Annotated in this window: 15 protein-coding genes; 7 read left to right on the plus strand and 8 right to left on the minus strand. The window is 61.4% G+C overall.

Going from position 1 to position 14,836, the window contains the following annotated elements:
* Positions 1-98 precede the first annotated feature (98 nt).
* Complete coding sequence (locus FAA86_RS07340; RefSeq protein WP_113458978.1) at positions 99-494, plus strand: hypothetical protein; 396 nt, start codon at positions 99-101, stop codon at positions 492-494.
* Between the two features lie 42 nt (positions 495-536).
* Here FAA86_RS07340 and phaR read toward each other — a convergent pair whose 3' ends face one another.
* The gene (phaR, locus tag FAA86_RS07345; RefSeq protein WP_113458977.1) at positions 537-1,118 is read right to left on the minus strand and encodes a polyhydroxyalkanoate synthesis repressor PhaR; all 582 of its coding nucleotides are present in this window, start codon (positions 1,116-1,118) and stop codon (positions 537-539) included.
* Positions 1,119-1,342: 224 nt separating this feature from the next.
* Here phaR and FAA86_RS07350 point away from each other — a divergent pair, with 224 nt between their 5' ends.
* Positions 1,343-2,524, plus strand: coding sequence for an acetyl-CoA C-acetyltransferase (locus FAA86_RS07350; protein WP_136539408.1), 1,182 nt, complete (start codon positions 1,343-1,345; stop codon positions 2,522-2,524).
* A 152-nt stretch (positions 2,525-2,676) separates the two neighbouring features.
* A complete protein-coding gene (gene phbB / locus FAA86_RS07355) occupies positions 2,677-3,402 on the plus strand; it encodes a beta-ketoacyl-ACP reductase (protein ID WP_136539410.1) in 726 nt (241 codons plus the stop codon).
* A gap of 328 nt (positions 3,403-3,730) precedes the next feature.
* On the opposite strand, the gene FAA86_RS07360 is transcribed toward phbB, so the two are convergent.
* From FAA86_RS07360 to FAA86_RS07365, 3 genes are read right to left on the minus strand one after another with little or no spacing between them, the layout of a single operon-like run.
* The gene (locus FAA86_RS07360; protein ID WP_113458975.1) at positions 3,731-3,985 is read right to left on the minus strand and encodes a glycine zipper domain-containing protein; all 255 of its coding nucleotides are present in this window, start codon (positions 3,983-3,985) and stop codon (positions 3,731-3,733) included.
* 42 nt (positions 3,986-4,027) lie between these two features.
* Entirely contained in the window at positions 4,028-4,180 is a 153-nt protein-coding gene (locus FAA86_RS24910) for a DUF3309 family protein (RefSeq protein WP_082511155.1), read from the minus strand.
* A 13-nt stretch (positions 4,181-4,193) separates the two neighbouring features.
* A complete protein-coding gene (locus FAA86_RS07365) occupies positions 4,194-5,222 on the minus strand; it encodes an alpha/beta fold hydrolase (protein WP_246035018.1) in 1,029 nt (342 codons plus the stop codon).
* Positions 5,223-5,546: 324 nt separating this feature from the next.
* On the opposite strand from FAA86_RS07365, the gene FAA86_RS07370 reads away from it, so the two are divergent.
* The 3 genes from FAA86_RS07370 (at position 5,547) to fdxA (ending at position 9,540) form a co-directional block, all read left to right on the plus strand.
* The gene (locus FAA86_RS07370) at positions 5,547-8,603 is read left to right on the plus strand and encodes a helicase-related protein (protein ID WP_136539710.1); all 3,057 of its coding nucleotides are present in this window, start codon (positions 5,547-5,549) and stop codon (positions 8,601-8,603) included.
* Positions 8,603-9,013, plus strand: a complete 411-nt coding sequence (locus tag FAA86_RS07375; protein ID WP_136539412.1) for an RNA-binding S4 domain-containing protein — start codon at positions 8,603-8,605, stop codon at positions 9,011-9,013. The genes FAA86_RS07370 and FAA86_RS07375 overlap by 1 nt, the downstream gene beginning before the upstream one ends.
* Positions 9,014-9,201: 188 nt before the next feature.
* Positions 9,202-9,540 carry a ferredoxin FdxA gene (fdxA, locus tag FAA86_RS07380; RefSeq protein ID WP_113458972.1) on the plus strand — a complete coding sequence of 113 codons (339 nt, stop codon included), beginning with the start codon at positions 9,202-9,204 and terminating at the stop codon, positions 9,538-9,540.
* Between the two features lie 178 nt (positions 9,541-9,718).
* On the opposite strand, the gene FAA86_RS25275 is transcribed toward fdxA, so the two are convergent.
* Positions 9,719-9,859: a cytochrome c3 family protein gene (locus FAA86_RS25275; RefSeq protein ID WP_136539414.1), complete on the minus strand. Its 141-nt coding sequence runs from the start codon at positions 9,857-9,859 to the stop codon at positions 9,719-9,721.
* Between the two features lie 62 nt (positions 9,860-9,921).
* On the opposite strand from FAA86_RS25275, the gene FAA86_RS07390 reads away from it, so the two are divergent.
* Positions 9,922-10,497 (plus strand): CarD family transcriptional regulator, encoded by a 576-nt coding sequence (locus FAA86_RS07390; protein WP_102021030.1) that lies wholly within the window; start codon positions 9,922-9,924, stop codon positions 10,495-10,497.
* Positions 10,498-10,646: 149 nt separating this feature from the next.
* Here FAA86_RS07390 and FAA86_RS07395 read toward each other — a convergent pair whose 3' ends face one another.
* From FAA86_RS07395 to FAA86_RS07405, 3 genes are all read right to left on the minus strand, one after another.
* On the minus strand, positions 10,647-11,384 hold the full coding sequence (locus FAA86_RS07395; RefSeq protein WP_136539416.1) for a Bax inhibitor-1/YccA family protein: 738 nt from the start codon (positions 11,382-11,384) through the stop codon (positions 10,647-10,649).
* Positions 11,385-11,562: 178 nt separating this feature from the next.
* The gene (locus FAA86_RS07400; RefSeq protein ID WP_136539418.1) at positions 11,563-14,109 is read right to left on the minus strand and encodes an ABC transporter permease; all 2,547 of its coding nucleotides are present in this window, start codon (positions 14,107-14,109) and stop codon (positions 11,563-11,565) included.
* Positions 14,106-14,819, minus strand: a complete 714-nt coding sequence (locus FAA86_RS07405; protein WP_113458969.1) for an ABC transporter ATP-binding protein — start codon at positions 14,817-14,819, stop codon at positions 14,106-14,108. Before FAA86_RS07405 ends, FAA86_RS07400 begins: the two co-directional genes overlap by 4 nt.
* Positions 14,820-14,836 lie beyond the last annotated feature (17 nt).

A 14,836-nucleotide genomic window follows, 5' to 3' on the forward strand; every position in this document is an offset into this window, starting at 1 on the left:
GCTTGCGCCGGCCTTTTCATTTTTGATTAGGCATAGTTAAATCGCGCGGCTGATCGCCGCTGCATCAGGCGGGATCGCAATGCCAGGAAGGATCCCGCATGCTGATTGCCGTGCCGCTGATGATCGTGCCGTTCGTCTTCTACAATGCCATCATGTTGGGAAGCGGCGTTTCGGCCTTCTCGGGCGTGATCATGACGGTACCGATGCTTTCCGGCGCCGTCTGGACCATGACGCTCGGCGACCTCGTCATTCTCTCGGCCTTGATCGCGCTGTTCTTCGAGGTCTTGAAGGCAACACTCAGCACCCGCAGTTCGCTGATGAACCATATGCTGTCGATGCTTGTCTTCATCGCCTTCCTGGTGGAATTCCTGCTTGTCCGCGAGGCGGCGACGCAGCTCTTTTTCAGCCTGATGGTGATTGCCTTCATCGACGTCGTCGCGGGCTTCACGATATCCAACCGGGCTGCCGGTCGGGACGTCTCGATCGGGCTCTGACACCCCGCATGAAAAAGGCCCCTTCCGGGGCCTTGTGTCAGGTCAGAGGTTGTCGAGCTTGTTCTGCAGGGAGCGTAACTGCTCCTTCAACTCATCGATATCCTTGGCTTCGGCCTTCTTGCTTTCCTTGGCCGGCGGCTGCTGGCCACCGAGGAAGGGCGAGAACATCTGCATCGCCTGCTGGAACATCTCGGTGTTGCGCTTCACCTGCTCTTCCATCAGTTGCATCGGCATCTGCAGGTTCTTCGACAGCGGATGATCGCCGAAGGCCTTTGTCATCTGCTCGCGCATCTGGGTCTGCTGTTCGGTGAAAGCCTTCATCGAGTGTTCGAGGAAGCTCGGAACGACCATCTGCATCTGGTCGCCGTAATAGCTGATCAGCTGGCGGAGGAAGGAGATCGGCAGCAACGTATTGCCGGTCTTGGACTCCTGTTCGAAGATGATCTGGGTCAGGACGGAATGCGTGATGTCTTCACCGGACTTGGCGTCCTGCACCACGAAATCCTCGCCCTTCTTGACCATCTTGGCGAGGTCTTCGAGCGTGACATAAGTGCTGGTGCCGGTGTTGTAGAGGCGTCGATTGGCGTATTTCTTGATAACGATTTCGCCATCGGCTTTGGCCATTTCTGTCTCCTAACCCGTCGTTTTTCGATTGTTTTTGCTCTTCCCGGGGTCGAGTGTAAGCGCAAATTCCACCCGGTGACAATCTCTTTGTGCGTTGCATGATCGGCATTTGACGAAAGACAGGAAAGCGCAACCAAAGAACGAGAAGTGAGGGCTTATCTTGTTTGACACCGGCGGCAGTCTTTGTCAGTTTCTTCTCAATCACAAAACCCGAGGAGACGCCCATGAGCACCCCGTCCATCGTTATCGCGAGCGCTGCCAGAACCCCGGTCGGATCTTTCAACGGGGCGCTGTCCTCCGTCGCAGCCCATGATCTGGGTGCCATTGCCATCAAGGGTGTGCTGGAGCGCGCCGGCGTAGACGCCAGCGAAGTCGACGAGGTCATTCTCGGCCAGATCCTCACCGCCGGCCAGGGTCAGAACCCGGCGCGTCAGGCTGCCATGAAAGCCGGCATCCCGCAGGAGGCGACGGCATGGGGCCTCAACCAGCTGTGCGGCTCGGGCCTGCGTGCGGTTGCCATCGGCATGCAGCAGATCGCAACGGGTGACGCCAAGATCATCGTTGCCGGCGGGCAGGAATCCATGTCCATGGCGCCGCATTGCGCCCATCTGCGCAACGGCACCAAGATGGGCGACCTGAAGATGGTCGACACCATGATCAAGGACGGCCTCACCGACGCCTTCTACGGCTATCACATGGGCACTACCGCGGAGAATGTCGCCCGCCAGTGGCAGCTGACCCGCGACGAACAGGATGCCTTTGCGGTGTCCTCGCAGAACAAGGCGGAAGCCGCGCAGCTTGCCGGCCGCTTCAAGGATGAAATCGTTCCGGTCGTCGTGCCGGGTCGCAAGGGCGATGTGACCGTCGACCAGGACGAATATATTCGCCACGGCGCAACGCTGGACAGCATGCAGAAGTTGAAGCCCGCCTTCGACAAGGAAGGCACTGTGACTGCCGGCAATGCCTCCGGCATCAATGACGGTGCCGCTGCGGCCCTGCTGATGACCGAGGCCGAGGCTTCGCGTCGCGGCATTGCCCCGCTCGCCCGTATCGTGTCCTGGGCAACGGCCGGCGTCGATCCGAAGATCATGGGCACCGGCCCGATCCCGGCATCGCGCAAGGCGCTCGAAAAGGCCGGCTGGAAGATCACCGATCTCGATCTCGTGGAGGCCAATGAAGCCTTCGCGGCGCAGGCCTGCGCGGTCAACAAGGACCTCGGCTGGGATACCTCGATCGTCAACGTCAACGGCGGTGCGATCGCCATCGGCCACCCGGTCGGTGCATCCGGTGCGCGCATTCTCAACACGCTGCTGTTCGAGATGAAGCGTCGCGGCGCGAAGAAGGGTCTTGCCACCCTCTGCATCGGCGGCGGCATGGGCGTTGCCATGTGCCTCGAGGCTTTCTGATCCGGAAAGCCAAAAATGGCGCCGGCTCATCACTGACATCATGAAGCTCTGTCCCGGCCTCAGGCCGGGATGGTGAAGTCATGCCGTTGCGACGGGAACAGCAGCGGTCGATCCAGACGGGAAACCCAGATAGAAAAAACGGGGAGGACAGCATGAGCAGAGTGGCTTTGGTGACTGGCGGCACACGCGGCATCGGTGCGGCGATTTCCGTCGCGCTGAAAAATGCCGGCTACAAGGTGGCGGCAAACTTCGCCGGCAACGAGGAAAAGGCGAAGGCCTTCGAAGCGGAAACCGGTATTCCGGTCTTCAAGTGGGATGTGTCGAATTATCAGGCCTGCGTCGATGGGATCGCCGCCGTCGAGGCGGCTCTTGGTCCGGTCGAAGTGCTGGTCAACAATGCGGGCATTACGCGCGACGCCATGTTCCACAAGATGACGCCGGAGCAGTGGGGCGAAGTGATCAGCACCAACCTCACCGGCCTCTTCAACATGACGCATCCGGTCTGGACCGGCATGCGCGACCGCAGCTTCGGCCGCGTCATCAACATCTCCTCGATCAATGGCCAGAAGGGCCAGATGGGTCAGGCGAACTATTCCGCAGCCAAGGCCGGCGATCTCGGCTTCACCAAGGCGCTGGCCCAGGAAGGCGCTGCCAAGGGAATCACTGTGAACGCCATCTGCCCCGGTTACATCGGGACGGAGATGGTTCGCGCCATTCCGGAGAAGGTGCTGAACGAGCGCATCATCCCGCAGATCCCGGTGGGCCGCCTCGGCGAGCCCGACGAGATTGCGCGCTGCGTCGTCTTCCTCGCTTCCGACGATGCCGGCTTCATCACGGGGTCAACCATCTCGGCCAATGGCGGACAGTTCTTCGTTTGAACAGTTGAGGCGCGTGAGTTACAGGGCCGGCCTGGTGCCGGCCTTTTGCTTTTGATGAGGATTGAATTCGTCAATTCAGATGCGGCTTCGCCTCGAGAGCGTCGTTAAGAAATACAGGCGCGATCGCGATGCAAAATTCTTAATATCCACCGCATCCTATGGTTAACCGATTGTTCTTCAACAATATCTAGCGGTGAACAAACCGGGAAATTTGCTCAGTCCCCGATTCGTCGTCGATTCGTTCTGGCTTTGGTCGAGACGTTAATGCTGAGCACGAAAAAGCCGCCGAACTCCAAGAGTGCGGCGGCTTTTTTGGAGGGAGTGCCGATTAGCGGCAGCGCGCTTCGTAGGTGCGGCCATAACGGTCGCGGTACACGCAGTAGCCAGCGCGTTCCTGCGAGTTGCCGATCAGGGCGCCTGCTACGCCGCCAACTGCGGCACCAACGGCTGCACCGCGAACGTTGCCGGTGGCGACACCGCCGATGACGGCGCCGGATGCTGCGCCGATGCCAGCGCCGCGTTCGGTTGCAGTGCAGGATGCGAGCGGGGCGATCAATGCGAGTGCCAGAAGGGTTTTTTTCATCGTCCTATTCCTTTTCACGTCGAGTTAGATGTTCACTTCAGGTCAGATGCGGCCCATCAACATCAGGATGATGAGAATGAGGAGTACGAGGCCAAGGCCGCCCGACGGGCCATAGCCCCAGCCACGGCTGTAGCCCCAGCTCGGCAGGGCGCCGATCAGCAGCAGAATCAAAATGACGATGAGAATGGTACTCATTGGGGGCCCTCTCCTAAGCCTTGGTAGAAATGCTGTCTTGTGCCGTTTGAACGCGACCGGCGGGAGTTTGTTCCGTCCGGTACAGGGTCTGAGCCATCAGACGGAACAGCTGCGATGCTGCCTTGCCAGATGGTGACAGCGCCGGGCGGCGGGTCTTTGACTGCAGTGCGGACATGCCGTCGACGAAGGCGCTGATGATGCCGGCCGTCATCGTCTGGTGCTCGACCATGGGCAGGTGGCCGCAATTCCGCAGCAGCACCGTCTGAACCTGCGGAAGCAGTTTCGATACGCGCAACTGATGAGCGGGGGGAACGATCGCGTCTTCCGCCCCGACAATATTCAGGACGGGCACCCTGATCTCGGAAAGCTCTGCCAGAATTGTCGTTGCCGACATGAACCGGATGCAGGCGGCGATATCTTCGGGGCGGGCCTGTAGTAGCTGCAGCCGGACATCTTCCATGGCTGCCACCGCCCGATCGTTCTGCCAGGGGCATCCCTTGTCGAAGACGCATTCGACCGAACCCCAGCGGAACTGCTCGCTGGTCGAGATCCACCGTTTGAAGAACTGCCGGAAGAGGAAAGGGCCGGCGCGCGGAATGCGCAGCAGCTTGGCCGGCAGCCGCTCCTGCCCCTCGAACCGACCACAGGCGAAAGCGCCGATCAGCACGATCGATTTCACCAGTTCAGGGTAACGGCTGGCGAGCAGCAAGGAAACGAAGCCGCCGGTCGAATGGCCGATCAGCGTTACAGGCCTGCCGCCGAAATCGCGCCTGATCGCCTCAGCGTATGCAGCGGCTACAGCTTCCGGCGTGATCAGTTGTCCTGGCTCGACAAGCTTCCAAGGGTGGTGTCCCGGCAAGGCATAAGCCGCGCTCCGAGCCTTGCGGACAGCATCGGGCGCATAGGTGCGCCAAAAGGAAGGTGCCATGACCATCCCATGGATCAGGACGTAATCCTGGGCCAGGTCGCTGGTTCCAATCCATTCTGCGGGCGGCGGGGACAAAGTCATCAGTTTCACCTCACCGGCGGAACGTGAAGCCATTCCCGATTGTTCCATCGCCATAAGACGGAGGTTCTGTGCGCTGGAAATCGATTCAGCATCTGGTGGTGCAACGCAGCGATGCTTCCAGATCTAGCCGTGAACAAACCCTGAAACTTCCGGAGTCGTCGATTCGTCGCTGATTCGTTCGCAGAGTGTTCCGGAGTCGGAAAGATGATTCCGTTCAAGGGTTTGCGAGGAATTCTGGGGTGATTGCGACAAGCGCCTTGCCTTTGCCCTTGTTCGTCGCCATGTGTGGGCCAAGGGTGCCGGTATGCGGAAGAGGCGCGGTCCCGACAAGCGGAGCGGTCCTTGAATACCCAACCCATGATCCTGAGTGGCCGCGGCGTGAGTGCTGTGCTGGGGCCAACGAATACCGGCAAAACCCATTTCGCCATCGAGCGTATGGTCGCGCACGGGTCCGGCATCATCGGTTTGCCGCTCAGATTGCTGGCCCGCGAGGTCTACACGCGTGTCGTCGAACGCGTCGGCGTTCAGAACGTCGCGCTGGTGACGGGCGAAGAAAAGATCAGCCCCCCGAATGCCCGCTTCTCCGTCTGCACGGTCGAGGCCATGCCGCGGGAAACGAAGGTCGCCTTCGTCGCCATCGACGAGATCCAGCTTGCCGGCGACCTTGAACGTGGCCACATCTTTACCGATCGTCTGCTGCATCTGAGAGGGCGCGAGGAAACGCTTCTTCTCGGCTCTGCCACCATGAAGTCCATCCTGATCCAGCTCTTGCCCGGGATCACGATCGTCGAGCGGCCCAGGCTTTCGCAGCTCTTTTATGCTGGCCAGAAGAAGATCACGCGCCTGCCGCAGCGAACCGCGATCGTCGCCTTCTCTGCCGACGAGGTCTATGCGATCGCCGAGCTCATCCGCCGCCAGAGGGGCGGGGCGGCCGTTGTCCTCGGCGCCTTGAGCCCGCGGACGCGCAATGCGCAGGTCGGTCTCTACCAGGAAGGTGACGTCGAATATCTTGTTGCGACCGATGCGATCGGCATGGGCCTTAATCTCGACGTGGACCATGTCGCTTTCGCGCAGGATCGCAAATTCGACGGATACCAGTTCCGAAACCTCAATCCCGGGGAACTCGGGCAGATCGCCGGTCGTGCGGGTCGTCATGTCAAGGATGGCACCTTCGGCGTGACGGGCCGTGTCGATCCGTTCGATGACGAACTCGTCGAGCGGCTGGAAACGCACCAGTTCGACCCGGTAAAAGTTCTGCAGTGGCGGACGGAAAAGTTCGACTTTTCCTCGATCGCCGGACTGCAGCGCAGCCTGGATGCGGCGCCTCGGGTCGAAGGACTGACGCGGGCTCTGCCGGCGACTGACCAGCAGGCGCTGGAGTATCTCTCGCGCTACCCGGAGATTTCCGACATCACCGATCGGCCCGAGCGGGTGGAAAAACTCTGGGAAGCCTGCGCTTTGCCCGACTATCGGCGCATTACGCCGGCACAGCATGCTGATCTGATTCAGAGCCTCTATTTCGATCTGGTCAGGCGGGGCACCGTGAACGAGGATTTCCTCGCCGAGCAGGTGCGCCGGGCAGACCGGACCGATGGCGAGATCGATACGCTTTCGGCGCGGATTGCCCAGATCAGAACATGGACTTACGTGTCGAACCGGCCCGGCTGGCTTGCCGATCCGACACACTGGCAAGAAAAGACGCGGGAAATCGAAGACCGATTGTCCGATGCGTTACATGAACGGTTGACGAAACGCTTTGTTGATCGCAGGACATCTGTGCTCATGAAGCGCTTAAGAGAGAATGCAATGTTGGAAGCTGAAATCAGTGTGAACGGCGATGTCTTCGTGGAAGGCCATGCCATGGGGCAACTCTCCGGTTTCCGGTTCACGCCGATTTCCGGCATGGAAGGCCCGGATGCGAAGGCTGTTCAGGCCGCTGCATACAAGGCTCTGGCGCTGGAATTCGAAGCGCGGGCCGCGCGCCTGCATGCCTCCGGCAACAATGATCTCGCAATCGGCTCGGATGGACTTGTCCGCTGGCTCGGCGATCCCGTCGCCCGCCTCGTTGGCACCGACCATATACTGCATCCGCGCGTCATCCTGCTTGCCGACGAGCAGCTGACCGGCATCGCACGCGATCACGTCGCTGCCCGCGTCGAGCGCTTCGTCAATCATCATATCTCGACGGTGCTGAAGCCGCTCGACGATCTGTCGCGTGCCGAGGACCTGCAGGGCCTTGCAAAGGGCCTCGCCTTCCAGCTCGTCGAGAACCTCGGCGTTCTCTTCCGTCGCGACGTGGCCGACGACGTCAAGTCGCTGGATCAGGATGGCCGCGCCTCCATGCGCCGTTACGGCGTGCGCTTCGGGGCCTATCACATCTTCATGCCGGCGCTGCTGAAGCCTGCACCGGCCGAACTCATCACGCTGCTCTGGGCGCTGAAGCATGACGGCCTGGACAAGCCGGGCTATGGCGATCTGATCCCGGTGCTGGCTGCCGGCCGCACATCCGTCGTGACCGAACCGAGCTTCGAGCGCATGTTCTACAAGCTCGCCGGCTTCCGTTTCCTCGGCAAGCGCGCGGTGCGCATCGACATTCTCGAGCGTCTCGCAGACCTCATTCGTCCGCTTCTGCAGTGGAAGCCCGGCACGCCGGCTCGTCCTGACGGCGCTTATGACGGTCGCCGCTTCACCACGACGACGGCTATGCTGTCGATCCTGGGTGCAACGCCCGACGATATGGAAGAGATCCTGAAGGGCCTCGGCTACCGTGCCGACAGCGTTTCGGCAGAAGAAGCTGCAGCCTTCCTCGCCGCGCAGACCGGTTCGACCGCCACGGACGCCACTGCCGGCGCTGAAAAGAGCGACGAGGATGGCGTTGAAGAGGCCGACCAGGCGTCCGAGGCGACGGGTGAGGCTGAGGCCGCGCCTGTATCTGCCAAAGAGGCGCCCGCCTCCGACGCTGCACCTGCCGAGGCAACTGCTTCCGAGCAGCCGGCAGAGGCTGCCGAAGCGGCCGAGCCGAAGCCCGTTCTGCTCTGGCGTCCGGGTGGCCGTAGCGACAATCAGCGTGGCACCGGTCGTCCCGGTGGCGATCGCCGTCCGCAGGGTCAGCGCAATCAGGCGCCGCGTGAGGGTGGCGAAGGCCGTGCCGAGGGTCGCGGTGAAGGCCGTCGCGACGATCGACGCTCCGACAACCGTGGCGACCGTCGTGACGACAACCGCGGCAAGTTCGGCGGCAAGGGTGATCGTCAGGACCGTGGTGACCGCAAGGATCGCGGCCCGCGTCCCGAGCGCGACAACAACAAGTTGCAGCCGGCGCGCTTCGAAGCCAAGCCTCCGCGCAAGGAAAAGCCTGTCGATCCGGATTCGCCCTTCGCCAAGCTCGCCGCGCTCAAGGAGCAGCTGAAGAAGTAATGACCGAACAACAGCCACAAAGCGGTTCGCGCCAGCGCATCGACAAGTGGCTGTTCTTCGCCCGTGTGGCAAAATCACGCAGCCTCGCGCAGGAGCGGGTGGTTGCCGGCCATGTCAGCGTCAATGGCCAGAAGATCCGCCAGCCAAGCCATCAGGTCAAAGCCGGAGACCGGCTCGACATTGCCATGCCGGAGCGCGATCTGGTTCTCATCGTCCAGCTCCCGGGTGAGCGTCGCGGGCCTTACGAGGAGGCGCGGCTGCTTTACGAGGACTTGACGCCGCCGCGCGAGAAGAAGCCGTTCACCGCATTGGAGCAGGCGGTGCGGGCGCCGGGAGCGGGGCGGCCGACGAAGAAGGAGCGCCGCGCGCTCGACGATCTGCGCGGGGAGCCGGATTGGTCTGCCGATTAGAAAATTTCTACAAAGCGGCCTGATTTCAGGGCGTTTATTCTTGCCTTGGCCGGGATTCCGCATTAGCTCACTTCCCGTCCGACAGAAACATCCGGCGGGGCGCGAGCCTTCCGTCCAGGGCCATCCTGGCGGAAAGACCCGCATCGGTCTTTCTCCTGCCGTTCGAGAACGTCATCCTGGAGTGCCGCATGACCTATATCGTCACCGATAACTGCATTCGCTGCAAATACACCGATTGTGTCGAGGTCTGCCCTGTCGACTGCTTCTATGAGGGCGAAAACTTCCTCGTCATCCATCCGGACGAATGCATCGACTGTGGCGTGTGCGAACCGGAATGTCCTGCGGAAGCGATCAAGCCGGATACCGAGCCGGGCCTCGACAAGTGGCTGAAGATCAACGCCGACTATGCGAAGATCTGGCCGAACATCACGGTCAAGAAGGACCCGATGCCGGAGGCCAAGGAGATGGACGGCGTCGACGGCAAGTTCGAAAAGTTCTTCTCGGAAAACCCGGGTTCGGGCGACTGATATTCCGGCCTTGGGCGGGGTCACAGGAATCCTGCCCAAAAATCCATCACTTGGCGGCGGATTCGCTGCCTTGTGCGTCACGATTGTGGCGCACTGCACTAAAATATTGATTTCCTCGTCTTTTTGTGATAGCCTCTTGGAACTGTTCCACTTTGCGGCATAGCTATGCCCTGAACCATCACGAAAGCAACTTCACCAACGCGCGATTTCCGTGACATCGGCGACACCATTCGTGTCGTGTCTCCGTCGCGACGAGGTGTTGTCTGACTGTGTGACGGACTGGATCAGGATGACAAGTTTCGCAGTCTTGTCGTCTCATCCGGGCCTGACCGACCCGGCGCCGGCATCACGCCGGGAGCAAACAGGGAGTATTTGAATAGAATGACGACCCAGCAGAAGAAGAATTCCTCGGCACGCCACGGCTTCAAGACCGGCGAGTCGATCGTATACCCGGCCCATGGCGTGGGTACCATCACCGCCATCGAAGAGCAAGAAGTCGCAGGCATGAAGCTCGAGCTTTTCGTGATCGACTTCGAAAAGGACAAGATGCGTCTGAAGGTTCCGGTTGCGAAAGCCGTGAGCATCGGGATGCGCAAGCTGTCCGAGACCGACTTCGTCGATCGCGCGCTGAAGGTAGTTCAGGGCAAGGCCCGTGTGAAGCGCACCATGTGGTCGCGTCGTGCGCAGGAATATGATGCCAAGATCAATTCCGGTGACCTGATCTCCATCGCAGAAGTCGTTCGGGACCTCTACCGTGCCGAGAACCAGCCCGAGCAGTCCTATTCCGAGCGTCAGCTCTACGAAGCAGCGCTCGACCGAATGGCTCGCGAAATCGCTGCCGTGAACAAGATGTCCGAGACGGAAGCCGTTCGCCTTGTCGAGGTCAACCTCGCCAAGGGTCCCAAGCGCGGCAAGACGATCGAGGAAGACGATACGCAGGAAGAAGAAGCCGCGTAACAGCAGCTTCAGTTTCATGGTCATGAAAAAACCTCCGGTGCAAATCGGAGGTTTTTTTGTGCCTGAAAAACGGTGTGCTGGCGCGCGTAAATCGCGGTCAAAGAAAAACCCCGCCGAAGCGGGGTTTTCCAGAACTTGCCTCTCAACTGTTACTCGCGATTTCCGAGGAAACGCAGCAGGAACAGGAAGAGGTTGATGAAGTCGAGATAGAGACGCAGTGCGCCCATGATGGCGTTGCGGCCGGCCATCTCGCTCGAATGGCTCTCATGGTAGGATTCCTTGATCGCCTGCGTGTCATAGGCCGTCAGACCCGCGAAGATCAGGACGCCGATGACGGAGATCGCAAAGTCCAGAGCCGACGAGGCCATGAACAGATTGACCAGCGAGGCGATGATCAGGCCGAAGAGACCCATCATCAGGAACGAGCCCATGGCCGACAGGTCACGCTTGGTGGTGTAGCCGTAGAGCGACAACGCACCAAAGGACGCCGCGGTCACGAAGAAGGTCTGCACGATGCTGGCGCCCGTGTAGATCAGGAAGATCGACGACAGCGACAGGCCCATCAGCGCGGCATACACCCAGAAGGTCGTCTGGGCCGCCGTTACGCTCATCTTATGAATGCGGAAGCTCAGGAAGAACACCATGGCGACCGGCGCCAGGATGACCACCCACTTCAGCGGGCTCAGGAAGATCGCCTGGCCGAAGGCCGTGAGCTGTCCGCCTGAAACGGCCATCTGAAAGGTGGCGAAGGCTGCGATACCGGTGATGGCGAGGCCCAGTGCCATCAGGTTGTAGACCTTCAGCATATAGGCGCGCAGACCTTCGTCGATCATCGTGGCCGACTGGGTCTGACCCGGGCGGCTCTGATAGTTGCGAAGTTCGGACATGTTTTCCTCTCTCAAAGCTTCGATAATGGACAGCGGAGCCCGGATGGCTCCCGCGCCGCTGCGAAGCCCAGCATGCGTGCCTTCAATATGAGAGGTTCCCCTGTCCGCGACAAGGGCCACAATCTTAAATCGCTGTAATAGTTAAAGCGACGGGGCACGCGGCCCGTCGCCTCGTGGTTCAAAGCTCGCGCAGCACCGGAGCCGCTTTCTGCCCGAGGATGCGCCAGGTGCCGGCAAGGCCGATCCCGATCGTGACGACGAGCGCAATCACGAGCGTCATCAAGGCAACGTCCGGCAGGAAGTTCGACGGCAGGTTCATGATCTGGCTCAGCACGAACCAGGCGATGCCGCCACCCGCAATCAGCGCAAAGATCGCCGTTGCCGCACCCAGTAGCATATACTCGTAGGTGAAGGCGCGGATCAGCATGGCGCGTGTCGCGCCGAGCGTCTTCAGGATGACCGCATCATGCGTGCGGGCCCGGTTTCCAGCTGCGAGTGCGCCCGAGAGCACCAGGACCGATGCAATCAGCGCGATCGCGGCGGCTGCCCGGATTGCGGTTGCCAGCTGTCCGACCAGACGATCGACCACATCGAGAGCGTCCTTGACGCGAACGGTGGTGATGGTCGGGAATTGCTGGGTAACCGAACGCAGGATCGAGGCTTCCTCAGCCGCCGTCGCGTCCTGATCGATCAGCGTCGCCAGCCAGGCATGCGGGGCGCCGGCGAAGGTGTTGGGCGAGAAGACCATGACGAAGTTCATCGACAGGCTTTCCCATTCCACTGTCCGGAAGTTCGCGATCTTCGCCGTGATGTTGCGGCCGAGCACGTTGATGGTGATCGTATCGCCGACCTTGAGGCCGAGTTCGCGACCTTCTTCCTCCGCGAAGGACACCAGCGGCTCGCCGGTATAACCGTCAGGCCACCATTCGCCCTCTGTCAGGGTGCTGTTTTCCGGAATGTTTTTCGCATAGGTCAGGCCGCGATCGCCGCGCAGGACCCAGCGACCTTCCGGCGGCACCTCGACCTTGGCGACATCCGTGCCGTTGAGTTCGACGATGCGGCCGCGCAGCATCGGTACCTCGATCAGCTTGCCGTCCGGTGCCATGCCTTCGACCAGGGTGCGGAAGCCGTCGATTTCGCCGCTTTGAATGTCGACGAAGAAGAAGTTCGGCGCACGTTCGGGCAGGTTGCCTGTCAGCTCGCGCCGCAGATTGCCGTCGATCAGCGCCAGTGCCACCAGCAGGCTGAGGCCCAGGCCGAGGGAGAGGGTTACAGCCGGGGTCAGTGCGCCGGGACGATGGATGTTGCCGACGGCCAGTCTCAGGGCCGCGGAATGAATGCGCGGGCTGCGCTTGGCAAGCCAGGCGATGCCCATGGCGACCACGCGCAGTAGCACGAAGCCTGCGGCCATGGCGGCAAGGAAGATCGTCGCGATCCGCTGCTGCTCCGAGGTGAAGATGGCAAGCGCTGCCAGCGCGCCCAGGGCTAGAGCCATGGCCAGGAGATAGGGCCAGGACGGAAGACCGGAGGCTTCGAAACCCTGCTCGCGGAAGAGGGCCGTTGCCGGCACCTTGCGGGCATGGCCGAGCGGCAGGATGGCGAAGGCGAAGGTCACCAGCATGCCGAAGATCGCCGCAAGGAGGAGCGCACGCGGGTAGAGCGTGGCTTCCGCTGAGATCGGCAGGATGCCGGCGAGGTAGCTTGCCACGATCGGCGGGGCGATGGCACCGAGAACGAGGCCGGCCAGGATGCCGACGGATGCGACCAGCGTGATCTGGATGAGATAGACCATGACCACCACGGAGGCCGGGGCGCCGACGCATTTCAGCGTGGCGATGACGGTCCGCTTGGAATCGAGGAAGGCGCGTACAGCATTGGCCACGCCGACCCCGCCGACCACGAGCGCCGTCAGGCCGACCAGCGTCAGGAACTGGGAGAAGCGCTCGACATTCTCGGTCAGAGCGGGGGCTGCGCGGTCGCTGCTGCGGATTGACCAGCCGGCTGTCGGGTGTTCAGCCTGGGCGCGCTGGCGGATTGCTTCCGGCGTCGGGGCAGGGTTGTCGTAGCGGATCTTGTAGGCATGTTCGACAAGGCTGCCGGTTGCCACGAGCCCGCTGGCAAAGAGGCCATCCCGGCTGGTCAGGAAGCGAGGCGCGAAGCCGAAACCATCCGAGATCGAATCCGGCTCGGTGACGATGGTGCCATTGATGCGGAAGCGGGCATTGCCGACCAGCAGTTCGTCGCCGACCTGGATGTTCATCCGTTCAAGCAGAAGAGGGGCAACGACTGCGCCCCAGGTGCCGTCCTGCTGGGCCAGCAGTTCCGTGAGGGGGCGATCGGGCTCGGCAACGAGCCTGCCATAAAGCGGATAGGCCTCGTCGACGGCCTTGATCTCGACCAGCGACTGATCCGAGCCATCGGCGAGACGCGCCATGGAGCGCAGGTTGGTGGTGACGGAAACCGTGCCGAAGCCTTCCAGGAAGGCGCGTTCTTCGGACGTGGCCTCGCGGTTGTCGAGTTCGAACCGCACGTCGCCGGCCAGCAGCGTCCGGCCTTCCGAAGAAATCGCATCGGTAATGGCGGTCGACACGGAGTTCACGGCAGCGATGGCGCCGGTTCCCAGCGCGATACAGGCGAGGAAGATGTAGAAACCCTTCAGTCCGCCGCGCAATTCACGCAGGGCGATCCGAAAGGCAATGGAAAGGCGAGAGGCAAAGCTTGTCATGCGGACACCGAAGCGAGACGGGTCTGCTCGTTTCGGCTGTCGCCGGCGATCCGGCCGGAGGCCACCTTGATCTGTCTGGTGCAGCGGGCGGCGAGCGACGGATCGTGGGTGACGAGGATGAGAGTCATGCCGCGTTCCTTCTGCTTGGTGAACAGAAGGTCGGCGATCTGGCGACCAGTCTCGGTGTCGAGATTGCCTGTCGGCTCGTCCGCGATCAGCACGGCCGGCGAAGGTGCCAGCGCCCGGGCGATCGCCACGCGCTGCTGCTCGCCGCCGGAAAGCTGACCGGGATAGTGGCTGAGGCGTTCGCCCAGGCCGACGGATTCCAGTTCCTTGCGCGCAATGTCGAAAGCGCCTTTCACATTGGCGAGTTCAAGCGGAACCGCGACGTTCTCGAGCGCCGTCATGTTGGCGATGAGATGGAAGGACTGGAAGACGATGCCGATGTTCTTGCCACGGAAGTCGGCGAGACGATCTTCGCTCAGCGTATGAAGCGGCGTGTTGCGGACATGAATTTCGCCGCTGTCGAGGCGTTCGAGACCTGCCAGCACCATCAAAAGCGTCGATTTGCCGGAGCCTGATGGCCCGACAATGCCCACGGCTTCGCTCTCTGCAATCGACAGGTCGATGCTCTTCAAAACGTGAACGGAGGCAGCGGCATTGCCAAGCGTGAGATCGGCGCTTTTCAATTCGATGATGCTGTTTCTCACACTCGACCATCCTATAT

Origin of the sequence: Rhizobium rosettiformans W3, assembly GCF_004912135.1 — a bacterium.
GTDB lineage: Bacteria > Pseudomonadota > Alphaproteobacteria > Rhizobiales > Rhizobiaceae > Allorhizobium > Allorhizobium rosettiformans.